The organism is Sphingomonas panaciterrae (assembly GCF_036890205.1).
Lineage (GTDB): Bacteria > Pseudomonadota > Alphaproteobacteria > Sphingomonadales > Sphingomonadaceae > Sphingomonas > Sphingomonas panaciterrae.
In genome coordinates, this window is the sequence record NZ_JAKNQR010000001.1 from 278,945 (window position 1) to 303,973 (window position 25,029).

At 65.7% G+C, this 25,029-nt stretch carries 17 protein-coding genes; 9 read left to right on the forward strand and 8 right to left on the reverse strand.

The features are described from left to right. Positions 1 to 36: 36 nt before the first annotated feature. Positions 37 to 879, forward strand: a complete 843-nt coding sequence (hemF, locus tag L8F96_RS01365; RefSeq protein WP_145118740.1) for an oxygen-dependent coproporphyrinogen oxidase — start codon at positions 37 to 39, stop codon at positions 877 to 879. Next, a complete protein-coding gene (locus tag L8F96_RS01370; RefSeq protein WP_334654698.1) occupies positions 870 to 1,463 on the forward strand; it encodes a GNAT family N-acetyltransferase in 594 nt (197 codons plus the stop codon). Before hemF ends, L8F96_RS01370 begins: the two co-directional genes overlap by 10 nt. On the opposite strand, the gene L8F96_RS01375 is transcribed toward L8F96_RS01370, so the two are convergent. Together L8F96_RS01375 and L8F96_RS01380 are read right to left on the reverse strand one after the other, a co-directional pair. Next, on the reverse strand, positions 1,433 to 2,179 hold the full coding sequence (locus tag L8F96_RS01375; protein WP_125944450.1) for a hypothetical protein: 747 nt from the start codon (positions 2,177 to 2,179) through the stop codon (positions 1,433 to 1,435). The genes L8F96_RS01370 and L8F96_RS01375 overlap by 31 nt on opposite strands. Continuing rightward, complete coding sequence (locus L8F96_RS01380) at positions 2,176 to 2,988, reverse strand: glycerophosphoryl diester phosphodiesterase membrane domain-containing protein (protein WP_296219521.1); 813 nt, start codon at positions 2,986 to 2,988, stop codon at positions 2,176 to 2,178. Before L8F96_RS01380 ends, L8F96_RS01375 begins: the two co-directional genes overlap by 4 nt. Before the next feature lie 93 nt (positions 2,989 to 3,081). Between L8F96_RS01380 and lipB the strand changes: the two genes are divergently transcribed. The 3 genes from lipB to L8F96_RS01395 all read left to right on the forward strand — a co-directional run bounded on the left by lipB (position 3,082) and on the right by L8F96_RS01395 (position 4,944). Beyond that, on the forward strand, positions 3,082 to 3,744 hold the full coding sequence (lipB, locus tag L8F96_RS01385; RefSeq protein ID WP_334655618.1) for a lipoyl(octanoyl) transferase LipB: 663 nt from the start codon (positions 3,082 to 3,084) through the stop codon (positions 3,742 to 3,744). A gap of 88 nt (positions 3,745 to 3,832) precedes the next feature. After that, complete coding sequence (locus L8F96_RS01390; RefSeq protein ID WP_046410108.1) at positions 3,833 to 4,084, forward strand: hypothetical protein; 252 nt, start codon at positions 3,833 to 3,835, stop codon at positions 4,082 to 4,084. A 161-nt stretch (positions 4,085 to 4,245) separates the two neighbouring features. Then, on the forward strand, positions 4,246 to 4,944 hold the full coding sequence (locus L8F96_RS01395; protein WP_125944449.1) for a hypothetical protein: 699 nt from the start codon (positions 4,246 to 4,248) through the stop codon (positions 4,942 to 4,944). Between the two features lie 76 nt (positions 4,945 to 5,020). Here L8F96_RS01395 and L8F96_RS01400 read toward each other — a convergent pair whose 3' ends face one another. From L8F96_RS01400 to L8F96_RS01415, 4 genes are all read right to left on the reverse strand, one after another. Continuing rightward, positions 5,021 to 5,512 carry an asparaginase domain-containing protein gene (locus tag L8F96_RS01400; protein ID WP_046410105.1) on the reverse strand — a complete coding sequence of 164 codons (492 nt, stop codon included), beginning with the start codon at positions 5,510 to 5,512 and terminating at the stop codon, positions 5,021 to 5,023. Positions 5,513 to 5,592: 80 nt separating this feature from the next. After that, a complete protein-coding gene (locus L8F96_RS01405) occupies positions 5,593 to 7,065 on the reverse strand; it encodes a flavin-containing monooxygenase (RefSeq protein ID WP_334654703.1) in 1,473 nt (490 codons plus the stop codon). Positions 7,066 to 7,189: 124 nt separating this feature from the next. Continuing rightward, positions 7,190 to 11,413: a translocation/assembly module TamB domain-containing protein gene (locus L8F96_RS01410; protein ID WP_334654705.1), complete on the reverse strand. Its 4,224-nt coding sequence runs from the start codon at positions 11,411 to 11,413 to the stop codon at positions 7,190 to 7,192. Further along, complete coding sequence (locus L8F96_RS01415; protein WP_334654707.1) at positions 11,413 to 13,527, reverse strand: autotransporter assembly complex protein TamA; 2,115 nt, start codon at positions 13,525 to 13,527, stop codon at positions 11,413 to 11,415. The genes L8F96_RS01410 and L8F96_RS01415 overlap by 1 nt, the downstream gene beginning before the upstream one ends. A 364-nt stretch (positions 13,528 to 13,891) precedes the next feature. On the opposite strand from L8F96_RS01415, the gene L8F96_RS01420 reads away from it, so the two are divergent. The 4 genes from L8F96_RS01420 (at position 13,892) to L8F96_RS01435 (ending at position 20,718) form a co-directional block, all read left to right on the forward strand. Beyond that, positions 13,892 to 15,118, forward strand: coding sequence for an efflux RND transporter periplasmic adaptor subunit (locus L8F96_RS01420; RefSeq protein WP_334654709.1), 1,227 nt, complete (start codon positions 13,892 to 13,894; stop codon positions 15,116 to 15,118). A gap of 1 nt (position 15,119) precedes the next feature. Further along, the gene (locus tag L8F96_RS01425; RefSeq protein WP_301090392.1) at positions 15,120 to 18,359 is read left to right on the forward strand and encodes a multidrug efflux RND transporter permease subunit; all 3,240 of its coding nucleotides are present in this window, start codon (positions 15,120 to 15,122) and stop codon (positions 18,357 to 18,359) included. Further along, positions 18,359 to 19,822: an efflux transporter outer membrane subunit gene (locus L8F96_RS01430; protein WP_334654712.1), complete on the forward strand. Its 1,464-nt coding sequence runs from the start codon at positions 18,359 to 18,361 to the stop codon at positions 19,820 to 19,822. The genes L8F96_RS01425 and L8F96_RS01430 overlap by 1 nt, the downstream gene beginning before the upstream one ends. 101 nt (positions 19,823 to 19,923) lie before the next feature. Then, positions 19,924 to 20,718, forward strand: a complete 795-nt coding sequence (locus L8F96_RS01435; RefSeq protein ID WP_136452016.1) for an esterase/lipase family protein — start codon at positions 19,924 to 19,926, stop codon at positions 20,716 to 20,718. Between the two features lie 69 nt (positions 20,719 to 20,787). Here L8F96_RS01435 and L8F96_RS01440 read toward each other — a convergent pair whose 3' ends face one another. Next, complete coding sequence (locus tag L8F96_RS01440; protein WP_334654715.1) at positions 20,788 to 23,571, reverse strand: M14 family metallopeptidase; 2,784 nt, start codon at positions 23,569 to 23,571, stop codon at positions 20,788 to 20,790. Between the two features lie 31 nt (positions 23,572 to 23,602). Next, positions 23,603 to 24,877, reverse strand: coding sequence for a M20/M25/M40 family metallo-hydrolase (locus tag L8F96_RS01445; RefSeq protein ID WP_334654717.1), 1,275 nt, complete (start codon positions 24,875 to 24,877; stop codon positions 23,603 to 23,605). Positions 24,878 to 25,029: the final 152 nt, after the last annotated feature.

The window sequence follows — 25,029 nt, forward strand, 5'->3', positions numbered from 1 at the left end:
CGACACCCGATCCACCCTGTCTCTAAAGGCGCGATCATGCTGACGCTCGATCCAGAACAGACCGCCGCTCGCCAATGGTTCGAGCATCTCCGCGACCAGATCTGCGCCGCATTCGAGGCGATCGAGCGCGAGGCAGGATCGGAGGCCAGCTTCACCTACACGCCCTGGGATCGTCACGACCCGTCGGGCGAGCCAGGCGGCGGCGGCGTTCGCGGGGTGATGAAGGGCCGCGTGTTCGAAAAGGTCGGCGTGAACGTGTCCACCGTCGGCGGGACGTTCGAGAGCGAATTCGGCAAGACGATCCATGGTGCGGGCGATGATCCGCGCTTCTTCGCGACCGGCATCAGCCTGGTGGCGCACATGGCGAACCCGCACGTGCCGGCGGTTCACATGAACACCCGCTTCCTCGTCACCACCAAGCGGTGGTTCGGCGGCGGCGCGGACCTCAACCCGCCGCTGCCAATCAGCGAGGACACCGAGGATTTCCACACGGCGCTGAAGACGGCGTGCGACGCGCACGACCCGGATCACTACCCGCGGTTCAAGAAATGGGCGGACGATTATTTCTACATCCCGCACCGGAAGGTTCATCGCGGTGTCGGCGGCATCTTCTACGACCATCTGGAAGGCGCGTTCGCCGACAATTTCGCGTTCACGCAAGATGTCGGCCGTGCCTTTCTCGACATTTACCCGCAAATCGTGCGGCGGCGCATGAACATGCCCTTCACCGATGCGGAGATGGCAGCGCGCAACGAATGGCGCGGGCGCTATGCCGAGTTCAACCTCGTCTATGACCGTGGGACGCTGTTCGGCCTCAAGACGGGCGGCAACATCGACGCGATTCTGATGAGCCTGCCACCGGTCGCCACATGGGGCTGACGCCCGTTCCTGATGACCAACTGGCCACCGTCGTCACGACGCTGGAGATGACGACGCGGCCGCCGCTACGGCCGCTGCCCTCGTCTCCCCTGCGAATTCTTCGCTGGCGGCAACCGGGCGCCGACGCCTACCGAATCCTGTTCCGCCGGGTTGGCGCGCCCTGGCTGTGGTTTTCGCGGCTGGTGATGGACGACGCCACGCTGCTGCCGATCATTCAGGACCCGCGGATCGAAGTCTATCCGGTGATGGATTCGATGGGGATCGAGATCGGTTTTGTCGAACTCGACTTTCGTCAGCCGTCGGTTGGCGAGATTTCCTATTTCGGATTGGTCCCGGAACTGACCGGGCGTGGCCACGGCCGCTGGCTGATGGCGGAGGCGCTGCTGCGCGCCTGGCGGCCGGGGATCGAACGGCTCACGGTGAATACCTGCACGCTCGATCACCCGTCAGCGCTCAATTTCTACCGCGCGCAGGGCTTTGTCCCGATCCGGCGAACGGTGGAGACGTTTGCCGATCCGCGGGTCGCCGGGCTGCTCCCCGCCGACGTCGCGCCTCACATCCCGCTGTTGACCCCGCGGCGATAGACCACCGTTCCCACCATCAGGATCGCGATATTGTAGATCGTGGTCGCGGCGGTCAGCAATATCGCCACCATGGCGATCAGGAACGGGTTCTCATGCTCCGGCTGACGCAGCCAGGTGTCGAGCGGGAACAGCGGGCGAACGATGATCCACTGCGCCAGAAACAGCGACACGACCGCGCCCAGGATCGCCCAGGCAGGCTTGGCAGTGAGACGCCAGCTACGACCGATGGCGCGCGCCGCGCTTAGCTCAGGCGCCGCAGCCAGCGCCGGCAGCGCCGCGATCAAGCGCGCCTGAAAATAGAGACCCGGAAAGACGAACAGCCACAATCCCAGCCCGACGGGAATGGCGATGAGCAGGTTGAGCAGCACGAATCGCCACAGGCGTCGGACGGCGGCGCCAAGGCTGCCGATCACTGTCAGCCGGTCCGGCGACAACAGCAACAATGCGATTGTCGCCAGGCCGATCATCCCGATCAGGTCCGCCAGCACGTAGAAAAAGGCGTTGCTGTTGCCCCAGGCGGATACGGCGTTGATCCACTGCTCCATGGCAGCTTCATCACCGCGCTCGGTCGGCAGTGCCGGCAGCGGGTCGCACAGCAGCTGGACCGCCAGCGCCGGCAGGAAGATGAGCGGCCCGGCAATGCGCAGGATGAGGTCCGCATCGCGGCGGAACACCCGCCAGGCGTTGGCCAGCAGGTTCATGAAAGTAGGGGTCACGCAGCGTCCTTAACATCACGCGCGGCAAGGTAGAACTGGCCGGAAAAAACCGACTGGATGATCCCGAAAAGCGCCGTGAGGGCCGCCGTCGCGATCGCCACCGCCAGCGCCACCAGGCCAGGGTGATCCGGCCCGACGATCAATCGCGTGATCAGCCCGGCCACGTTGGTGGCGGCCACCACCGCGACGAGGCAGACGATCCCGAACAGGATCAGCACGCCGATCAGCTTCCATGTGCTTCCGCGCGTCAGCTCGAAACTACGGCGGATCGCGCCCAGGCCGCGGCGCTCGTTCACGATTACCGCCAGCAGCGGCACGAAGCGCGCGGTCACCCAGAACATCAGGGCGAAAAACAGGATGAAGTACAGCCCGGCGGCCGCCGCCATACCGAGGTTCAGATTGGCCTGCGCCTGCCCAAGCTGCGCCCGGGTCACGTCCAGCCCCGCCGCCACGATCAGCAGAACGCCGGGCATCACGATCAGCAAGGCCGCCAGCGTCAGCAGAAGGACGATCCCGATGGCCGGTCCTAGGCGCTGGATGCCCAGCGCGGCCGCGCGCGGACGATCGACGTTGGGATCGGTGGCAACCGCCGTGATCGCCAGCGTGCCAACGGTCGCGAGCAGCGACACCATCAACGACAGGATCGCGGTTCCGCTACCCGGCTGGCCGGGGGTCTCGGCCATGGCATCGACGCTCGCCTGCACGACGGTGGGCGCGAACAGGAACACCAATGCAAGTGACAACAGAATACCGAGCCGTCCGGCGATGACCGCCTTCGTGCGGTCCCACACCGTTCCCATGCTGATCATCAATCGACTCTGCTGCTGTTGCGACGGGTGGACGCTACTCGATCGGACGAATGGTTGCCAATCGCCCTGCCCGGTCGCATCTGCTCCAGTGCGATGGACATCAACGATCTCGAATGGCGGGTGACGCCGGGGCTGACCGACTATTCTGCGGCACTGAAGGAGATGGAGGCGCGGGCGGCCGCCGTCGCGGCGGGCGAGGCGCGCGAGCTTGTCTGGCTCCTCGAACATCCCGCCGTCTACACGGCCGGGACCAGCGCGTCCGCCGACGAGTTGCTCGACGCGCGCTTTCCCGTCGTCGATGCCGGCCGCGGCGGCCGCTACACCTATCATGGGCCTGGACAGCGGATCGGCTATCTCGTCCTGAACCTGGCGGAGCGCGGGCGTGACGTGCGCTGTTTCGTCCACGCACTGGAAGGATGGATCATCGCCGCTTTGGCGCAGATGGACATTCCCGCATTTCGCGCCGAGGGCCGGATCGGGATCTGGACCCGGGACGCGCAGGGCCGGGAAGCGAAGATCGGCGCAATCGGCGTGCGCGTGCGCCGCTGGGTGACGATGCACGGCTTCTCCGTGAACCTTTCGCCCGATCTGTCGCACTTCACGGGGATTGTGCCCTGCGGCATCGCCGACTATCCCGTGACCAGCGCCGCGGCGTTGGGGGCCAGCCATGATATTGAAACCTTTGATGCTGCGTTGGCGTTGACGAGCCGCGCTTTCCTCGAAAGTCTAACTTGTTCGCGTAAAATCGAGACTTGAGGGGGCGGCGTTCTCTGACTAATATCCAGTCTGATTTGGGTATTAAGGATCCGTCCGCCGTCCAAATCCTTTATCTAGGGAGCTATCCATGCGTGCTATCTCGAAGATCCTGACCGGTTCGGCCATCGCGGCTGCAGCGCTCGCCGTGTCGGCTTGCGGTTCCAAGACCGAAACCAACGTCGACAACACCACCATCACTGATCTGAACGCCACCGAGGGCATGGACACCATGACCGACAACATGACGGCGGTTGACGGCGCGATGAACGACGGCATGCTGGCGAACGACACGATGCTGTCGAACGACATGATGATGATGAACGGCACGAACGCGATGTAATCATCGCGTCTCTGACGTGATTTAATGGGCCGCCTGGGCAACCGGGCGGCCTTTCTGATTCAGGCGTCACAAATTCGACCGGCCGGGCATGATCTGTGTTGGAGGTTCGGTCCAAAAGGCGTAAGAATCCCGCGCGTTGCGAGTAGCGGGGAGTGGTATCAATGGTTGGGTTGCGGGTCTTCGGTGCGAGCGTGGTCATGGCTGCGCTGGTCGCGTCGGCGCCGGCGTCGGCGCAGTTTTTCATGAAGTCCAAGGACCTTTCCGGTCAGGCTGTCCGGGGGGATGAGCCGGGCATTGCGCAGGCACTGCCGGGCGCGACCGAGAAGGAGGTCCGCGCGGCCCTCACCTGGACGCTGCGTGCCGGCATGAATGTCGCCGCGCTTCAGTGCCAGTTCGAACCGACGTTGCTAACGGTCGAGAATTACAACGCAATCCTGCTCGACCATCGGGCCGAGCTGAAGGATTCGTACGATACGGTTTACGACTACTTCAAGCGCACGCACAAGACGCCAAAGGCTGCGCAAACGGCGTTCGACCAGTTCGGCACCAAGACGTATTCGAGCTTCAACGCGATCGCGGCGCAGTACAACTTCTGCCAGACCGCCGGTTCGATCGGCCGTGCGCTGATCTATGCGCCGCGCGGCAGCTTCGCTGCGGTCGCGCAGGAGCGGATGCGCGAGATGCGCAATAGCCTGTCGCCTTGGGGTGAGCAGCAGTTCCCCCGCTCCTTCTATGCGGAATCACGCGTCCCGCGGCTCGACAAGGTCTGCTGGTCAAAGAAGGGCGAGTGGCAGACGAAGAAGTGCGGCTCGCTCGATTTCCCGCCGCCGGTGGCCGCAGTGAGCCTCGCGCAGCGGTAAGCCTCAGGCTTTGCCAGGATCTGGACGGCGCCGCAGCGATGCGGCGCCGTTTTCATTCGGCAGCTCCGATTGACGATCACACCGGTACGAAGGCGTTCTGGCTGCGGTCCTTGCGCACCTTGGCACCGTCGAACACGGTTCCGTTCATCGCGATCCAGACGCCTGGCGGCGCCACCTGCGCGGTGGCGAATGCCATGCCGAGATTGAAGGCCGCGTCGCTCTCCGCAAAGCGCGCCGGCGACAATGCGCCGACCAGTACGACCGTTTTCCCTTCCAGCCCGCTCAGCGCCTGCGCCGTCTCGGTCATCGTGTCGGTGCCATGCGTGATGACGATCCGGTCCTCCGGCGCGTGTGTGACGGCGTCGCGAATGGCGGCGCGATCCTCATCGGTCAGTTCCAGGCTGTCCTTGCGCATCAGGCCGACAATGCGGTGGGGCAGCGTCACGCGCGCGGTGTGGAGCAGCCGGTCCACCACCGTGTCGCCGATCTGATAGGTGCTCAGCGCATCGAAATAGAGCTTGTCGATGGTTCCGCCGGTGGTGAGGATCAGCACTTGAGTCACGGGCAACACTCCGCCGTTCTGTTAACGAGCAGCGCCATGACCCAAGTTGCCGGCGATCGAAAGGCCCCGCGTCCCGGCGACCGATATCACGCGGCGAAGCGCGCCCGCGCTGGCGCCGGGTTGGAAAACTCCATGCTGTCGTCCACCGATCCGAACCGCAAGGCCATGACATCAAGGGCGTAATTCTGATTCAGCCGCCACGGCTTGCGGTTGCCCTGCTTGGGCAGTTGGTCTGCCACCCGCTGGATGTAGCCCGACGAAAAATCGACGAAGGGCTCGACGCCCACCGGCTCGGCGCCGATGCGCGGAGTGGCCTGCCGCATCCCCCGCTTCTTCATCGTGTTGAGGACGCGGCACAGGTACATGGCGACCAGATCCGCCTTCAACGTCCAGGATGCATTGGTGTAGCCGAACGTGAAGGCGAGGTTGGGAATGTCGGAGAACATCATCCCCTTGTACTGCAGCGCCGCGGACAGATCCTTGGTCTCCCCGTCAACGACCGGCGCGATGCCGCTGAGCAGCTTCACCTCCAGCCCTGTCGCCGTCACGATGACGTCCGCCGGCAGCGTGCGACCGGACTGCAATTTGATCCCGTCCTGCGTGAACCGTTCGATCGTGTCGGTCACGACCTCCGCCTTGCCCGCCTTGATCGTGTCGAACAGGTCGGCGTCAGGCACCAGGCACAACCGCTGGTCCCAGGGATTGTAGCGCGGCGTGAAATGGGTTGCGACGTCGTAATCAGGCCCGAGATGCTCGCGCACCTGATCGAGCAGCTTCTGCTTCACCTTTTCCGGCTTCTTGCGGGTCATGCGGTAGAAGACCATGCCGAACAGCACGTTCTTCCACCGCGTGATGCCGTAGGCGGCATGTTGCGGTAGCTTCGCGCGCAGCCAATTGGCCATGGAATCCTGCGCCGGCCGCGACACGACATAGGTCGGCGATCGCTGCAACATCGTCACGCTGGCCGCACGTTTCGCCATCTCCGGCACTAGCGTTACCGCCGTCGCACCGCTGCCGACCACGACTACGCGCTTGCCGCTGTAGTCCAGGTCTTCGGGCCAGAATTGCGGGTGGACGATCGTCCCCGCGAAGTCTTCCTGCCCGGCAAACTGCGGCGCGTGCCCACGCTCATAATCATAATAGCCGGAGCACATGTGCAGGAAGTTGGCGGTGAAGCTTACCGGTCCCTCCGGCGTTTCCGCGGTCACCGTCCAGCACGCATCGGGGGTGGACCAGGACATGCCGGTCACGCGATGATTGAACCGGATGCGGCGATCGATGCCGCCTTCCCGTGCCGTATCCTCGATATATTCGCGGATCGACGGGCCGTCGGCGATCGCCTTCGCCTTGGTCCACGGCCGGAAGTTGTAGCCCAGCGTGTGCATGTCGCTGTCGGAGCGGATGCCGGGATACCGGAACAGGTCCCACGTCCCGCCCATCGCCGCGCGCGCCTCAAGGATCAGATAGGATCGGTTCGGGCAACGCCGCTGCAGGTGATGCGCGGCGCCTACGCCGGACAGTCCGGCCCCCACGATGATGACGTCGACGTGTTCGGTCATGGCCGATCCTCTCCTTGTGCCCGAGCGTACCGCAACACACCGGGCGGGGAAAGGACCAGACTTACTCGCGTGTCAGTAAGTGGCGGCCACCAGATCGCTGATGATCCGTTGGCCGCCGCCTCCCTCAATAATCCTTGGAGTAGCGCAGCTGCGCATTCGATCCGCCGAACGATCCCGCCTGGGTCAGCAGGCTGAGCGAACGGCTGAGCGCAATTGTCAACTGCGTGGCGGTGAAGCCGCGGGCATCCGTGACGATCTCGATATAGATATCGTCGGTCAGATACTTTCCGGCGGCAAGCGCCGTGCCGCGCCCAGCCGCATCGTCCGCGCCGAGGATGCGCAGGCGATCGAAGCCCGTGGCCGACCGAAGCTTGCCCAGCGGGTTCAGCCCGCCTCCCGACCCGCGCAGCGAGTTGAGTGCGGATGCGAGTTGCAGCGCCTCGATCGCCGACAGATTCTCCGGGTTGGTGCCGAACAGCAACCGGCTCAGCACCTCGTCCTGCGGCAGCGAGGGCGTGGAGGAGAAGGTGATCTGCGGCCGCTGGCCCGTGCCGGCGATGTTGATGGCGAAGGTAACGCCGTCGTTCACCGTGGTCGCGCGTATATCGATATCCGGGTCGGTCATCGCCCCGCCGCGGAAGCGGACCCGGCCCTGTTCCAGGTCGAAGCGCTTGCCGGCGAAGGAATAGGTGCCGCGCACCAGATCCAGCCCGCCGGTGATCAGCGGCGCCGCGGACGTGCCGCCCACCTTGATGTCGGCCTCCCACTCGCTCTCCAGCCCCATGCCGGAGACGAACAGCTGGTTGTCGGCGCGAATGCGGATATCGAGGCGGAACAGCCCCATGGACTGCGGTTCCGCCGCCGCCGGCCGATCGGTGATCCGCGCCGGACGAATGTCGCTCTTGCGGCGAACGCCCGTCAGCTCGGGCACTTCCGCCGACCCCTGGCGGATGATCTGGTAGCGCGCCTCGGGGATGGTGAGATCCGCCTTGATCAGCCCGCCGCCACGCCCGTTGGTCACCGACAGAGTGCCGGTGGCGGTCGCACCCAGCGAATCCGACCGGGCGAGCCGTGCGTCGTTCAGCTGGGCATCGATCTGCATCGGATACCCCTGATCCGCCGCCAGGCTGACATAACCCTGCGCGCGCACGGTTCCGTCGCCCGCCCGCCCCGTCAGGCTGTCGAGCTGCAGCCGGTCGTTATTGAACCGCGCGCGGATCGCCATGTTCGACAGGCGCGTACCGTAGGTTTCATTGTCATAGGTCAGATTGTCGGCGCGGATCAGGCCGTTCAGCTGCGGCGCCGAAACACGGCCGCCGAAGTCCGCGGCGACGACGATCGGCCCGGTCAGCTGCTGGTGCGCGAGGCCACTCAGGCTGAATAGCACGCCCGACGGGCCATTGTAGCGGATGCCGCCGCTCAGCGGGGCGGCCATCAGGCGCGATGCCCAAGATCCGCCGGTGCCGAGCGGTCGCAGGAACGCCTGCAGCCGGCCGACCGTCGTCGAACCGCGATTGATCAGCGCACGCGCCTCGGCACCGCTTCCCGACAGCCGGCCGGCAAAGACGACGTCCACCGGTTGCGACACCGTGGCTAGGCTGGACCGCTGGAAGCCGGTGATCGTCATCCGGGCGTCCGCCTGCGGGAAGGCTTCGGCGCTCGCCTGGACGAAGTCCAGGCTGCCCGTCGCCTTGCCGCCAAGGCCGAGGTTCGGGACCAGCGCATTGGCGATCGACAGGTCGAGGCTGTCGAGACGCATCTGCGCACTGAGCCCGTCACCATAGGAGCCAGCAATGCGCAAACGACCTTGGTCAAAGATGATCTGGGTCGGCGCCAGCCGGTACACGCCCGCATTGTTGGTGATGCGCGCCGGATTGCCGGTGCGGAAGTTGATGTTGTTGGCCTGTCCCTGCAACGCCACCAGATAATTGTCGGGCGACAGACGGGCGTTAGCGGCCAGTCGGAACGGCACGCTGTTGGAGCCGGTGAACAGGGCCTGTGCCGTCCCATTGCCGCCGGCGTAATTCACCTTCACGCGGCCGCTCTCGATCACCGTTGGGCCATAGCGCAGGTCCGCAACCTGGGCGTCCGCGATCACTTGGGGCTGATCGTAGAGGACGACATTGGCCTTCACGATCGCGCGGCCGATGACGAAGTCGACGTCGCCGGGGAAGCGGGCCGCATTGGCGCGCGCGTCGATCGCAGCCGTCTGATAGCGTCCCTGCCCGCCCAACTGGACGGTGCCTTGCGTGCCGGAGCCGGCAAACTGCACGCGGCCTGCGAACGGCCCCGCGGCAGTCTGCACCACGCGCCCGGCGAAATTGACCCCGGCAAAGATGACCCGGCGGATGTCGATCGCCAGCTGCGATCCCGGCGTAACCAAGATGTCGGCATTGAACGGACCATAGGTGGTCCCGCCCGTCGCGGTCACGGCATAGGCGCCGTTGCGGCCGACGATACGCGCGTTGAGGTCGGCAAGGCCGATCCCGACGCCGGGGCGCGGCGCGCGCAGGTTCACCACCGGCGCGGCGGCGCTTCCGCTGACCCGCGCGAACAGCGGGCCATATTGGTTGGAATAGGCGTCGGCCGACACCGCGACCGCACCGGTATTCAGGTCATAACGCCCCTCGCCTCGCGTCACGCGGAACAGCGGCGCCGTCAGCTTCATGTTGCGGAAGGTGACGATTCCGTCGGTATCGTAGCCGAAGTTCGTGAAGGCGACGGCGTTGCCGCCGAGGAAGCTGCGCGCGCCGTCGTTGAAGATCTGGCGCGTTTGCACGCCCACGCGACCGACGATCCCGAACCCGCCATTGGGCTTTGTCACCAATTCGGCATCGGTCGTCAGGTTGAGGATGCCGACACTCTCGACCCGGAAATTGTTGACCCGGCCCTTGAGCGCGCCCGTGTACCGGCCGGTTTCCATATTGGCGGCGATGATCGCGGTCGCATCGATGGTGTCGGAGCGGATGCGCAGATTGTCGGAGAGGATCTGCGGCATGTCGATCGCGATATCGCCGTCTAGCCGGACGTTGGTCGTGAGGCCACCCAGTGCAGGGTTCAGCCCGGAAATGCGCCGCGCACGACCATGGACGGGCACCAGGATGCGATCAGCATCCACCCGTGCCAGCCCCTCGGCATACAGGTTCTCCACCGTGGTTTCGGCAAAGCCCAGCGTTGTCGCGCGCAGCTTATAGTCCACCGTTGGCGTCGCAAAGGCGCCGTTCAGCACCACTCGTGCCAGCACGTCCCGACCACGCAGATTGGGGGCGATCGCGCCCGGCGTCAGCAGCTTGGCATCGACCGCGAAATTGCCGAAGCGGCTGTTCGCCAGGTCGACGATGCCACCGCCGTCCACCGCCAGCGCGCTGGAGCGCAGCTTGAACCGGGTATCCGCACGTCGCTCGGCGAGCGTCGAATCGATTGCCACGTCCAGCTGCGGCGCGGTCAGTCGCTCGACCGGCCCTTCAAGATACAGCCCCGGCCGGGTCGTGCCGCGCACCTCGATATGCCCGTCACGTGCCGACAGGTTGAGATCCGCCAGACGCCCGCCGCCGAGCGTCGCGTTCAACTTGCCCTGCCACGACTTCCAGCTGCCGCGACCGTCGATCGTGGCGGTAAGCGGCGCCTTGGTACCGGCCAGGCCGGAAACGAGGCCGCCAGCGGGCGCGAACAGGCGCGCGTCTATCGTCAGCTTGTTGTCGTCGGGAACCGCATCCAGCCGCAGGCGAAGCGTATCGCCACCGGCCACGCCCGGTCCCCGCAGCGCCCCGGCATCCACCGTCAGCTGGGCACGCCGATCGGCGATATGCGCCGACCCGTCGATCCGCGCGATGTGCCGCCGACCGGCCACCGGCGGCTCCATGACGAAGCGGGCCACGCGCAGCCGATCGATATCGATGTCGAGATCGGGCAGCAGTGGCGCGTTCGGGTCGCTCGGCTGCGGGATCAGTTCGGGGTTGCGCGCCATCGTGATGAGCTCGCTCTGCAGGCTCTTCACGTTGACGTGATTGTTGAGGAACGCGAACGGTCGCCAGTCCACGTCGAGGCGCGGCGACACGATGAACACGCCCTTTGGATCGCTCACCCGAACGTCGGTCAGCACCATCCGCCCGTACAGCGACCCGTCGATCCGGCCGACCTTGATGTTGAGGCCGCCCGCCGTGGTGTAATTGCCCAGCTGGTTGGCGACGAAGCGCCGCCCGGGATCGGTGTTGATGCCGAAGACGATCGCCAGCAGCAGCAGCACCAGCGCCGCCAGTGCGATGCCGATCCATTTGACGACGCGCTGCCAGAGCGGACGACGCTCGATGATCACCTCGGTGGTGGGCGCTGTGTTGTCCTCGACCATCAGAATGCCTGCCCGATCGAGACGTACAGCGCGACCTTGGGATCGCCCGGCCGCGGATTGAGCGGGGTGGCGACGTCGACGCGCAAGGGTCCGAAATTGGTGTAGAAGCGCCCGCCGATGCCCGCGCCGAACCGCAGGTCAGACGCATTGGGGAACGTGCTTTCATAGGCATTGCCGGCGTCGATGAACGGCACGATGCCGAAATTGCCGAACCGGTAGCGCGCCTCCAGCGAGAATTCGTTGATGCTTCGTCCCCCAACCGGGCGCAGATCGGCGAGGTTGATCTCACCGTCGTCGTTTGGCTTCAGCGACGACACCGGCTCGAGCGGCCCCAGACGCTGATAGCCGTAGCCGCGGACCGATCCGCCGCCGCCACCATAATAGCGCCGCGACGGCGCCAGATCATCGCGGGAGATGCCGAAAATTGATCCCGCCCGCGCGCGGCCCGCGATCACCAGGCTGTCGGTGACCGGGTAATAAGCTGTCGCCTCCAGCATGGTGCGCGCATAGGGCCGCACCTGCCCATGCACCGATGCCTCCGGGCTGACGTTCAGCTTGAGGCGGAAGCCGCGGGTGGGGTTGAGCAGGTCGTTCGACCGATCCCACACGGTCTGCATCGGGATCGCCGCGATGCCATAAGTGCGGCGCACGCGCTCGTTCAGGTCGAAGTCAAAGACACTCTCGTTGGTCGCGATCAGCTCGCCGCCGAACGCGTAGGTGAATTGCTTCTGCCACAATGGCGTCGATTCATATGCCCAGCGCGCGAAGAGCGAACCGGTGTAGGAATCGAATGCATCATAATTGGAATGGCTGGCGGTGATGCCGGTGAAGAAGCTGCGATCGCGGCGCCCGGCATTCTGCCGCCGGAACGTGGCCGCCGCGCCCTGCTGCTGCGTGCCCGCCACTGCGGCGAGGATCAAGGCGCCCTCCGGCGGGAACAGGTTGCGATGGGTCCAGCCGCCTTCCAGTTTGACGCCCTCACCCGTGCCGTAACCAGCACTGCCCGCCAGGCTGCGCCACGGCCCCTTGGTCTGGCGGACCATCATGTCGATCTGCTCGGTCCCCTCCGGGCCAGGCCGTCCGGTTCGCACCGGTTCGACGCTGATCGTGTCGAACAGGCCGGTCGCGATCAGCGCCTCGCGCAGATCGTCGCGCAGCCGCTGGTCGTACAATTCGCCCTGCTTGAACCGCGGGAAGATGCTGAGATGGTCGAGGTCGAAGACGTTATCGCCCTCGGTCTGCACCACGCCGAAGGACGATCGCGGCCCGGTATCCACCGGCAGCGTGTAATCGCCCGTCATCGTCTCGTCGTCGAGCAGGATGTCGCGCTCTCCTACCTCCACGAACGGATAGCCCCGCTGCGGCAGCACGAGCGAGACATTTGCCTCTGCCCCCTGCACGCGCGCGGCCTCGATCGGGTCGCCGGTCTTCAGGGGCAATTGCTCGCGCACCAGATTGGGCGGCACCGTCGGGTTCGCGACCACGGTGATGGTGCCGAGCTTGAATATCGGTCCCGGCGTCGCGGTCAGGACCACGCGAAGACGGCCCGGTTCGTTGGGGATCGTCTCCAGCACCATCGACGCGGTGCCATCATAATAGCCGAGCGACTTCATCAGCCGGACGGCAAGCTGTTCGTCCTCACGCCCGCGCGCATTTACCTGCGTCGCATTGGCCGCCTTGCCGCCGCCTTCGCGCAATGCAGACAGCGAATTGAACTCATCCTCCAATCCGATGTCATTCAACCCGCGGACCACCGTCTCATACCGGATCTCGGGTGCATCGCTGTCCGTGACGTCCGCGGCGGTCTGCAGCGGCACCGTGTCGGTCGCGCTGAGCGGCGGCAACGGCTGGTTCAGCGCCGGGTCCTCGGGTGCGGGCGGCGGGATGGTGGCGCTTCCATCGATCGGCGCGGCAGACGATCCGTCGGGCAACGGCTGCACGGTCTGCGGCGGCATCGGCTCGAGCGGCGCATTGATATCGCCGGAGAGCGACGGGAGCGCGGCGTCGAATGCGGCATCGGGCACGATGGGCTCGTTCCCTTGCGCATTCTGCGGCGCCGTCGCTGATTTGAGTGCGTCAGGTCCAGTTGCAGGGGCGGTCCCCGGCTTTGCCATCTGCCCGCTCGCTGCCGCTGAAGATGCAGCAACCAGCGCAACCGCGAGCCACCGATGACAACCCGAATTGAACCGCACAAACGCCCCTTCTCAACCTCGGGACGTCCGATTTTTCGAATCCCCCCGCATGGCCCAACGCTTTGTTGAACGATAAGTTTCCGCACCGTAACCGGTGCGACAAGTTGCGACATGTTCAGGGTGGCAACCCCGCTTGAAAGCGATTACGCGACAGGCTTAACGATGCCACTGGGCTGCCGCACCGGAGCGGCCGCTTTCTGCGGAGATCATGGTCAATGTATCGAGCGAAAGTTCGTGCACTCGCGTGTGCCCGGTCGGCTAATGATCTGACGAGCAAGCAGGATTGATGCGGTTGATAGAGGTGCGAACGCTCGCGTTGGTCAGCGCGGTGGCTCTGGCGGCGTGCAGCAGCGGCGGCGACACCGGCAATCAGGGCGCCGGAACCCAGGGCAAGGCCGCGGGCAAGGGTGACGGCGGGCAACCGCCGCAGGTTGGCTATGTCGTGGTCCAGCAGACCCGTGTCCCGCTGATGACCGAACTGCCTGGCCGGACCTTCGCCTACCAAAGCTCCGAGGTGCGCCCTCAGGTTAGCGGCGTCATCCAGAAGCGGTTGTTCAAGGAGGGCTCCCTGGTGCGGCAGGGGCAGCCGCTCTACCAGATCGATCCGAGCCTGTACCGCGCGGCCGTGAACGAGGCATTGGCCGCGGTGCAAAGCGCGCAGGCGACGGCGGCCGCCGCACGTGTGCGTGCCGAACGCTTCCGTCCGCTGGCGGAGATCGAGGCAGTCAGCAAGCAGGATTATACCGACGCGGTCGCAACCCAGCGTCAGGCGGAGGCGAGCATCGCGCAGAACCGCGCCCAGCTGGAAACGGCGCGCGTCAACCTGCGCTTCACCACCGTTCCCGCGCCGATCACCGGCCGGATCGGCCGCTCGCTGTTCACCGTCGGTGCGCTGGTGACCACCAGCCAGGCGGACCCGCTGGCGACGATCCAGCAGCTCGACCCGATCTATGTCGATATCCAGCAATCCGCGGCCGACCTGTTGCGGCTGCGCCGGCAACTCGCCAGCGGCGGCGCATTGCCGGCCAGCGCCGCCGTCCGCCTGAAGCTGGAAGACGGCAGCGATTATGGTCGCACCGGCTTTGTCGAATTCTCCGAAGTGGTGGTCGATCAGCAGACCGGCACCGTGACGATGCGCGCCCGCTTCCCCAATCCGGACGGGCTGCTGCTGCCGGGCATGTTCGTGCGTGCCGTGTTCGCTCAAGCGATCGAGGCCAACGCGTTTCTCGTGCCGCAGCAAGCCGTCGCGCGCGATCCGCAGGGCAATGCGACCGTGTGGGTCGTTGATGCCAACAACAAGGCCGTGCAGCGCACGGTGCAGACCGTCCGCGCCGATGGCGCGAACTGGATCGTGACCGGCGGGCTCAACCCCGGCGATCGCGTCATCACGCAGGGCACCGCCCGCCTGAGTCCCAACAGCACGGTACGTCCTGTCCCCGCCTCGGCGCCGCAGCAGCCCAAGCCCCCCACGCCCGAACAGCTAAAGCAACAGCAGAAGGCGAAGGGCGGCTGAGATGTCGCGCATCTTCATTGACCGTCCGATCTTTGCCTGGGTTCTTGCCATCATCGTCATGATGGCGGGTGCCGGTGCGATCATGGGCCTTCCCATCGCGCAATATCCCGACGTGGCGCCGCCGCAGGTGTCGATCCGCGCCACCTATCCCGGCGCGAATGCGGAGACGATCGAGAACTCGGTCACGCAGATCCTGGAGCAGCAGCTGACGGGAATCGACGGCCTGCTCTACTTCGCCTCGTCGTCCAGCTCGCGCGGCTCGGTGTCGATCACCGCGACGTTCGAAAAGGGCACCGATCCCGATATCGCGCAGGTCCAGGTCCAGAACTCGATTCAGCAGGCGCTGACCCGCCTGCCGGCGCAGGTGCAGCAGCAGGGCGTCACCGTGCGAAAGTCCAACCCGGACTTCCTGATGATCGCCGGCGTCTATGACGAGAGCGACCGGATGACCAACCGGGACGTCTCCGACCTGATGACCTCGACGCTGCAGGACCCGCTGGGCCGCGTACAGGGCGTCGGCGACACCAACGTCTTCGGCTCGCAATACGCCATGCGCATCTGGCTCGATCCGGCGAAGCTCGCGAGCTTCCAGCTGATGCCGGGCGACGTGGTCAGCGCGATCCAGACGCAGAATACCGAAGTCGCCGCGGGCGAGATCGGCGGACAGCCGATGCCGTCCGACCAGATGCTGAACGCGACGGTCACCGCGCAATCGCGTCTCCAGACGCCGCAGCAATTCCGCGACATCATTCTCAAGACGCTGCCATCGGGCGCCACCGTGCGCGTCGGCGATGTCGCGCGGGTGGAGCTCGGCTCCGAAAACTACAATGCCAGCAGCCGGATCAACGGCCATCCGGGCGCCGGCATCGCCATCCTGCTCGCGCCGGGCGCCGACGCGCTGACCACCGCGGAACTGGTGAAGGCGGAAATCGCACGCATCGCCAAAACCTATCCGCCCAACATCAAGGTCGCCTACGCCAACGATTCGACGGACTTCATCAAGCTGTCGATCGACGAGGTGGTGAAGACGCTGATCGAGGCGATCATCCTCGTCGTCATCGTCATGTTCGTCTTCCTGCAGAGCTGGCGCGCGACGCTGATCCCGACGATTGCGGTGCCGGTCGTGTTGCTCGGCACCTTCGCGGTCTTCTATCTGGCGGGCTTCTCGATCAACACGCTGACCCTGTTCGGGCTGGTGCTGGCGATCGGTCTGCTCGTCGATGACGCGATCGTGGTCGTGGAGAATGTCGAGCGTCTGCTTGAGGAAAATCCCGACATGACGCCGCGTGAAGCGACGATCGAGTCGATGAACGAGATCACCGTTGCGCTGATCGCGATCGCGTTGGTGCTCTCCGCGGTGTTCCTGCCGATGGCGTTCTTCGGCGGGTCGACCGGCGTGATCTACCGCCAGTTCTCGCTGACCATCATCTCGGCAATGGTGCTGTCGGTCGCCGTGGCGATCGTCCTGTCGCCCGCGCTCACTGCAACGCTGCTGAAGCAGCGCCACAAGAAGGATGAGGACCGCCGCGAAGGTCGCTTCGCGCGCCATTTCGGCTGGGTCAGCGACCGGCTCGACCGCGCGAGCCACTGGTTCAACACCAGTTTCGAGCGCGCGACCGAGCGATATGTCGCTGCCACCCGCCGCGTCATCGATCGCAAGTGGCTGTTCGTCGGCATCTACCTGGTGATCGTCGCACTGCTCGCCGTGCTGTTCCTTCGCCTTCCCACCGGCTTCTTGCCGACCGAGGATCAGGGCGGCACGCAGGTGCAGTTCCGCCTGCCCGCCGGCGCGACCCGCGCCCGCACCGAGGAAGTGCAGAAGGCAGTCGAGCATTATTTCCAGGAGTATGAGAAGAACAACGTCCGCACGATGCTGACCGTCGCCGGCGGCGGCGGTGGCGGCGCTTCCGGGCAGAATACCGGTCAGGGCTTCATCTCGCTCACGGACTGGGCCGACCGCAAGGGCAAGGAAAACTCGGCCGACGCGATCGTCGCGCGTGCCGCAGCCGCCTTCCGCGCGTTCCGCGATGCGCAGGTGTTCGCGCTGGTCCCGCCCGCGATCCGTGGTCTCGGCCAGTCCGAGGGCTTCACCATGGAGCTTCAGAATACCGGCGGCCTCAGCACCAAGGAATTTGCCGCGGCGCGCGACAAGCTGCTGGCGATGGCCAATGCCGATCCGAAGCTGTCGGGCGTGCGCCTGTCCGAACTCCCGGACATTGGCACGCTGCGCGTCAACACCGATCCGCAACGCATCGCAGCGCTTGGCCTGTCGCAGACCGACGTGAACACGACGCTGTCGACCGCCTGGGGCGGCCGCTACGTCAACGACTTCGTCGATCGCGGCCGCGTGAAGCGCGTGTTCGTGCAGGGCGATGCGCCCTATCGTGACAACCCGGATTCGCTGAACCAATGGTTCGTGCGCGGCGCGAACGGGCAGATGGCGCCCTTCTCCAGCTTCGCCTCGACCAGCTGGTCACAGGCGCCAACGACCGTGTCACGCTTCAACGGCATCCAGTCGTTCGAATTCCAGGGTTCGGCGGCGCAGGGTGGCAGCTCGGGTGACGCAATGGCGCGGATTGAGGAACTCGCGCGACAGATCCCGGGGACCAGCGTGGCCTGGGCCGGCATCTCCTATCAGGAACGCCTGTCGGCGGGTCAGGCCCCGCTGCTCTACGGCCTGTCGATCATCGTGGTGTTCCTGTGCCTCGCCGCTTTGTACGAAAGCTGGTCGATTCCGCTGGCGGTGCTGCTCGTCATCCCGGTCGGGCTGATCGGCGCGGTCGCCTTCGTCACGCTGCGCGGCCTCACTAACGACGTGTACCTCCAGATCGGCCTGCTCACGACCATGGGGCTCGCGGCGAAGAACGCCATCCTGATGATCGAATTTGCCGAGCAGGAAGAGAAAAAGGGCGCGCGCGTCATCGACGCGGCGCTGACCGCAGCGCGCATCCGCCTTCGCCCGATCCTGATGACCAGCCTCGCCTTCATCTTCGGCGTGCTGCCGCTTGCCATTTCCACCGGCGCTGGCGCGAACAGCCGCATCGCCATCGGCACGGCGGTGATCGGCGGCATGTTCACCGCGACGGTGCTGGCGATCTTCTACATCCCGTTGTTCTTCGTGCTGGTGCGTCGCGGCTTCCGTGACGGCATGGCGAAGCTGCGCGGCGAGGAACCCGGCCACCGCCCGCCTGAAGACAATAATGTGCCCCCCAAGGGCACACCGCAGCTGGAGCAATCGTGATGCGCCTCCTCCTGCCGCTTCTGCTCGGCACCGCGCTCGCCGGATGCAGCATGGCACCCAAATATGTGCGACCCGACCTTCCTGTGCCTGCCTCCTGGCCGACGGGCGACGCCTATCTGCAGCAGAGCGAGGCCGCGCTGCCCAGCGTCACCTATCGTGAGATCTTCCGCGACCCACGGGTGCAGCGTCTGATCGACCAGGCGCTCGCGAACAATCGCGATCTTCGCGCCAGCGTCGCCAATATCGAGGCAGCGCGTGCGCAATACCGCATCCAGCGTGCGGAGCTGTTCCCGCAGGTGGACACCGGCGCCACCATCACCCGGCGCGAGATTGGGCGGCAGGCGGCGGGCGGCAATTTCGCCGTCGGCGGCACCACTTATCAGGCAACATTGGGAACGAGCGCGTTCGAACTGGACCTGTTCGGCCGTGTCCGCTCGCTCAGCGACGCCGCGCTCGCGCGTTATTTCGGTCAGGAGGCCGCCGCGCGCGCCGTCCGCCTGACGCTGACCGGCGATGTTGCCAGCGCCTGGCTTACCTATGCGGCGGACCAGAGCCTGCTGAAGATCGCGCAGGACACCGCCGCAGCCGCGCGGCGATCGGTGGAGCTCACCCGCGCGCGCGTGTCGGGCGGCATCGCACCGCGCACCGACCTGCGCCAGGCGGAGCAGATCCTCGCCACGGCGGAGGCCAATATCGCCAGCCAGCGCACCGCGCTGGCGCAGGATATCAATGCGCTGCAACTGCTCGTCGGCGCGCCGATCGATCCGGCGCTTCTGCCCGCCTCGATCGAGGAAGCCGCCGGCACAGTGGCAGAGCTGCCCGCGGGCCTCGACAGCCAGGTCCTGCTGCGCCGGCCCGACGTGGTGCAGGCCGAATATGATCTGCGCGCCGCCAACGCCGAAATTGGCGCTGCGCGCGCCGCGCTGTTCCCGCGCATCTCGCTGACCGGGCTGTTCAGCTTTGCCAGCACGGCGCTCTCCTCCCTGATCAGCAGTGACGCGTTGACCAAGACCGCGACCGGCAACATCGCCTATCCGATCTTCGCCGGTGGCGCGGCGCGCGCAGGGGTGGATCAGACCCGCGCGCAGCAGCAGGCCGCGCTTGCCCGCTACGAAGGGACGATCCAGACCGCGTTCCGCGAGGTTGCCGATGCGCTCGCCCGCCGCGGCACCATCAGTGATGAACTCGCCGCGACCGAGCGGTTCGCCGCCGCCGCGCAAGACACCTACCAGCTGTCGAACGCGCGCTATCGCGGTGGGGTGGAGCCGTTCCTGACCACGCTGGACGCGCAACGCTCGCTCTACGCGGCGCAGCAGCAGATGGTGCAGACCCGCCTGATCCGCGCGACGAATTTGGTGACGCTCTACCGCACGTTGGGCGGTGATTCGCAGCTCGCGGTCAACGCGGCGGGCGCCGTCCCTGCCCCGGCCCTGGTGGGCTCATCCGCGCCGAATCCGCAGTGACCGGCACGTAATCCTCACCATATAGTCACGATTAAGCGGCTGCGCGGCAGAACCTTGTCCGGTTCTGTCCGTTGTTCGCGGACCCTGAGGAGACGCAGACGATGGCCAATGATGCGGCGGACACGGTGGTGGCGCCGCCCTCCCCGCTGTTGGCGCTTACCGAACTGCCCCGCGCGCTGCTGGAGTTCGGCATGCTGCCCTGGGCCGCCCCGGCGCTCGCCAGCGTCCCGCATGGCGACGGTCATCCCGTCCTCGTCATCCCCGGCTTCAACGCCTCGGACAAGTCGACGCGAATCCTGCGCTTCTACCTTCGCCGGCTCGGCTATGACGTTCACGGCTGGGACCTCGGGCGCAACCGGGGCCCGCGTTCGATCGGATCGGAGGGCGAGAAGCTGATCGCCCGGCTCGAGGCGATCCACGCTGCCGAGGGGCGCCGCGTCAGCGTCGTCGGCTGGAGCCTGGGCGGGATCATGGCCCGCGTGATCGCCCACCGTCGCCCGGCCATGGTGCGGCAGGTCATCACCCTCGGCGCGCCGTTCTCTGGCACGCCGCGATCGACGCGGGTGTGGCGGATCTACGAATATCTGTCGGGGCACAAGATCGATGACCCGGTGGCGCTTGGCTATATGGGCGAGGCCGCGCAGCAGCTGACGGTCCCGTCCACCGCGATCTGGAGCCGGGACGACGGCATCGTGCCCTGGGCCAATTGCGTGGAGCCGCATTGCGCCACCACCGACAATATCGAGATCTTTGGCAGCCACTTCGGCATGCCGGTCAATCCTGCCGTCCTCTATGCGGTGGCCGACCGGCTCGCCCAGCCGGAGGACGATTGGAAGCCGTTCGATCGGCGCGGCCTGCTACGCGCCATGGCGTACCCTACCGTCGGCCACGCCTGATCCCGCGCATCTTACGGGATCGATTGTCCGCGCCAGATCACCGGCGCGGACAATCGAACGCGTTAGCGATCAGTCCGCCTTGCGAGCGGTCTGTCCTGATTGGGTCGGGCCATAGAGCGCCGCATTGAGCAGGAACTTGAACGACGGATAGGGCTGGCCGCGCTGCGTCACTTCATTGGCGAGCAGGTAAACCCGGCCCTGCCCCAGTGTCCCGTCGATCACGGTGGCCGTGCCGTTCAGTGCCTTCTGCCCCCAGGCCCAGCCAGACCGCAGCGGATCGTCGCTGGCGAACCACGCCACCCGCCGCACACCCGCCTGCCCCGGCACCGCGGCATAGGTCGGATTGTTGTTGTAGAAGATGTCGAGCGACTCGGGGAGGCCGTACGCCAGCGGGTCGCTGGGATCGACCTTTGCCTGCAACACTGAACCCGGCACATAGAATTTGGTGCTCGGCAGTGGCACGCGCTTGCCCGATGCATCGACACTGGTCAGCGCATTGTAGACAGGCAGCCCCATCTCGGCCCCGAGACGTGTTGCGCCGCCGACTGCGATCACGGTACCGCCCGCCTTGGCGAAGGCAGCGATCTGCGGCACCGTCTTCTCGCTGGTGATATGACCCAGGGTAGCGCGCCATTCGGCCGGCAGGTCGGCGGCATCCGGCTGCTTCTGTGGCGGCCGCCCCTCGCGTCCCAGCACGTCCGACTGGAACACCAGCACGTCATATTTTGCGTTCAGTCCGCCCTTGTCGAGCTCCTGCGGATAGACCCGCGTGTAGGGGAATTCGTACTTCTCGAAGATCCAGCGGTTCCAGCCCGACGCCATCGAGCCGCCATAATGGTCCACCAGCCCGATCCGCACCGGCTTCAGCTTCACCGCGTCGCCAGCAGGCTTGGCGGTAACGGCATGCGCATCGATCCCCAGCGTCCTGACCGCACCATCGACAATGCCGCTCGCAGCGCCGCCCGCCGGGATCCACAAGGCGCCGGGCGCCAGCTGCTCGCCGCCCACGGTCACACCCTGGCTCAGCCAGTACACCGGCACTCCGGCCTTCAGCAGCCGATTGGTCAGGATGAAGCTGTTGTTGGTCGCATGGCTGACGACATAACCCGCCCCACCGTCGCCGATCACGTGCCCGGCCGGCGGAGTCTGGATCACATCGGTGACTTGCGGGAAATGCTGCGGCGCGCCGTCGAGCAGGCGATCGAACGTGACGTTCATCTGATACGCCAGCGTGTAGCCGGTGATGTCATACGGCCGGATCGGCGGCCCGCCCGGATAGGCGAAGTCCTGCGGATGGTCCTGCGGCTCAAACATGTCGAGCACGTGCGGGCGAAACGCCTGGTCGGACCGCACGATGTACGAGCCGGCGGCATAGCGTTTGTCGCCATAGCTGAACGGCTTGTCGGCCCGCTCCACCTCGACCCCGGTCTTGATCAGTGAATTAAGGAAATCGACCGTGGTGGGCAGATCCGCCTGCTTGTCGACCGGCAGCACGAACGCGCGCGGCGCGCGATATTGTGGATCGCGCAGGATCGTCTGGTACAGCGTGGAGGGCACGATATCGCGCGTGTTATACCCGGCCAGATCGTCTAGCGCGCTACCGCCGCTCTCCTTCTTCAGCCGCTCCGCCGCCGCCTTGACCGCGTCGATCCGCTTGGGTGTGACAACCCAGCTATCCTCGCTACCCTTCTGGATCTGGTTTCGACCCATGACGTAGCGGTTGAACAGCACCGTCTCGCGGTTGCGCGAGGCATAGTCGAGGATCGCCCGCGACATTTCCTTCACGTAATCGATCGACTGCTGGAAGTGCCATTTCTGCGGCGCGATCGTCATCACGCCATCGGATGTGGCGAGCTGCTTCGCCGGCACGAGCGGGATTTCCATCGGCGTCGGGCTGCCGATGATCTCGGTCAGGATGCCGATTTGATTGTGGAAATAGCCGACCGTGCGGACGCCGCCGTTGAACCAGGTCGAATAGGGCGCGCCCGATCGCGAGACTGACCCGCCCTTCCCCTGCGCCACCAGCCGCGCATGCATCGCCGTACCCACGGCATCCGTCTGGTTGATGACCAGCGGCTCGTTGTTGAAATTGTACGGATCGCGGAAGGGCGGGATGAACACCACCGTGCCAACCGGCCCGGTCTGATGCTGGTTATAGAGGATCTGGGGGAACCACTCGCGATAGGCCGCGCGGTTCATGTTGGTAGTCTCGGGCTGGTGCGAGGCGTAGCTGTCGCGGTTGTTATCGTGCCCGACGTACTTCTGGTAAAGCACGGGGATCGTGTTCGTGCTGCGTTTCGCCTTGTCCGCGGGGCGCATGTACCAGTCGGCAACGAGGTCCAGCCCGTCCGGGTTGGCGAACACATAGAGCCCGATCGTGTCGTTCAGGATGCGCATCGTCTCGGGGTCAGTCCGCGTCAGCATTTCGTGGATCAGCTGAACGTGGCTTTGCGCGTTGACGACTTCGGTCGCATGCAGCCCGGCGTCGATCCACACGACGGCCTTGCCCTGGTCGGCCAGCGCTTTCGCCTGATCGTCGGTCAGCCCCTTGGCCAGCGCGAGCTGCTGCGCAATGCCGCGATAACGATCAAGGTTGCGGATGTTCTCTGGCGACGAGATGATCGCCATATATTGTTCGCGACCCTCGGCGGTCTTGCCGATGCTCACCAGCTTCATCCGGTCACTTTCCTGTGACACCTTCTGAAGCCACTCGCTGATCTGCTTGTAATTGGCGAGGAAATAGTCGGAGCCCGGCTTTGCCTTGAGCACCGCGACCGGGTCGGTCACGGTCCGCGACTGGGCGGTTGCCGCGCCGCTGGCGAAAACGATCGACAGCCCTGTGGCTGCCAGCATCAATGCACGCATCGTGATCTGCTCCCCCTGTTTACTTCGCCCCCGCAAGCATCAGCAATGTGGCGAGGCTCACCGCCATGCTGTCCACGTCCTTTGGCTTGTCGACCACCATCGCCTCTTCCAGCGAATGCGCCCGCATCGTCTGGAAGCCGGATCCCAGCGTCACCGCCGGGATGCCAAGGCTCATCGGAATGTTGGAATCGGTCGATCCCGCGCCATAGCTGGGCGTGAAGCCCGCTGCCCTGGTGACGGCGGTCGCGATCTGGACGATGTCGGTCGACGACGCCGTGGTGCCGACCGGCCGGTCACCGACCTGCTTCGCCTCATAGGTGATCTTGCCCTTGGCGGTGGACCGCGCGGCGTTCTCCGCCGCTACTGCGCCCGGCAACATGGCGAGGAAGTTCTTCTCCACCGTGTCCAGTTCGGCCTTGCCGACCGACCGCATGTCCACCGTCATCGCGGTCGAAAACGGGATCGAATTGACCGAGGTGCCACCTTCCAGCAGGCCGACATTGTACACGGTGCGCGGTTCCGCCGGCACCTTCATCTTGCCGAACTCGACCATCGCATTGGCCATGGCATAGGCGGGGTTCACCAGGCCGAAATCGCCCATCGAATGGCCGCCCGGCCCCGAGAATGTCACCTTGTAGCGCTTCGATCCGACCCCCGCATTGGTGATGCGCCCCGCGCGCCCCGGCTCCAGCGAGATGAAGTAGCCGATCCGATCCTTCAGCGGCCCCTTGGTGAACAGATAGCGCGTGCCGCGCAGATCGCCCGGCCCTTCCTCGCCGACATTGCCCATGAAGACGATGTCCGACTTGGTGGTGAACTTCGCCTCGTTCATCGCGCGGATGAACGCCAGCAGCACCGGCAGGCTCGACGTGTCATCGCCGATGCCCGGCGCGTAGAGCATGTTGCCTTCACGCCGCACCTTCACGTTGGTGCCTTCGGGGAACACCGTATCAAGGTGCGCGGTGATGACGATCAGCGGCCCGCCGCCGGTGCCCTTGCGGGTGCCGTACACATTGCCTTCCGCGTCGGTGGTCAGGTCGGTCAGCCCTTCGGCGCGCAGCATCTCCAGGAATGCGGCGGCGCGCTTGGCTTCCTTGAAGGGCGGCGCTTCAATCTCGGTCAGCGTGATGACATCCGCCACGACGCGATCGTGATCGGCGGCAAGCTTGGCCTTGGCGGCGGCGAACTTGGGGCTGGACAGGAACTGCTTGGCTGCTGCGTCCCGGTTCTGCGCGACTGCCGCTGCCGGCGCCATCGCGCTCGCCAGCAATGCCAAGGTCAACAGCGTCTTCATTCATGCCCCCTCGTTGCGATGTACCGCCGGCGATCGCGGCGACCACCATGTCGCCGGTACCGCCAAGTCGGCACCATGTGCGTCGCGCCGCTCTTGCAATCACGATCGCCTGTTCACCGCATGCTACTCACGAAAGTGGCGGGGACGAGTGC

Coding starts and splice junctions, on each gene's coding strand:
- L8F96_RS01370 (WP_334654698.1), top strand. CDS start 870: ATGGGGCTGACGCCCGTTCCTGATGACCAACTGGCCACCGTCGTCACG.
- L8F96_RS01435 (WP_136452016.1), top strand. CDS start 19,924: ATGGCCAATGATGCGGCGGACACGGTGGTGGCGCCGCCCTCCCCGCTG.
- L8F96_RS01445 (WP_334654717.1), bottom strand. CDS start 24,877: ATGAAGACGCTGTTGACCTTGGCATTGCTGGCGAGCGCGATGGCGCCG.
- L8F96_RS01390 (WP_046410108.1), top strand. CDS start 3,833: ATGCGTGCTATCTCGAAGATCCTGACCGGTTCGGCCATCGCGGCTGCA.
- L8F96_RS01380 (WP_296219521.1), bottom strand. CDS start 2,988: ATGATCAGCATGGGAACGGTGTGGGACCGCACGAAGGCGGTCATCGCC.
- L8F96_RS01430 (WP_334654712.1), top strand. CDS start 18,359: ATGCGCCTCCTCCTGCCGCTTCTGCTCGGCACCGCGCTCGCCGGATGC.
- L8F96_RS01415 (WP_334654707.1), bottom strand. CDS start 13,527: ATGGCAAAGCCGGGGACCGCCCCTGCAACTGGACCTGACGCACTCAAA.
- L8F96_RS01405 (WP_334654703.1), bottom strand. CDS start 7,065: ATGACCGAACACGTCGACGTCATCATCGTGGGGGCCGGACTGTCCGGC.
- L8F96_RS01420 (WP_334654709.1), top strand. CDS start 13,892: ATGCGGTTGATAGAGGTGCGAACGCTCGCGTTGGTCAGCGCGGTGGCT.
- L8F96_RS01425 (WP_301090392.1), top strand. CDS start 15,120: ATGTCGCGCATCTTCATTGACCGTCCGATCTTTGCCTGGGTTCTTGCC.
- hemF (WP_145118740.1), top strand. CDS start 37: ATGCTGACGCTCGATCCAGAACAGACCGCCGCTCGCCAATGGTTCGAG.
- L8F96_RS01440 (WP_334654715.1), bottom strand. CDS start 23,571: ATGCTGGCAGCCACAGGGCTGTCGATCGTTTTCGCCAGCGGCGCGGCA.
- L8F96_RS01410 (WP_334654705.1), bottom strand. CDS start 11,413: ATGGTCGAGGACAACACAGCGCCCACCACCGAGGTGATCATCGAGCGT.
- L8F96_RS01395 (WP_125944449.1), top strand. CDS start 4,246: ATGGTTGGGTTGCGGGTCTTCGGTGCGAGCGTGGTCATGGCTGCGCTG.
- lipB (WP_334655618.1), top strand. CDS start 3,082: ATGGACATCAACGATCTCGAATGGCGGGTGACGCCGGGGCTGACCGAC.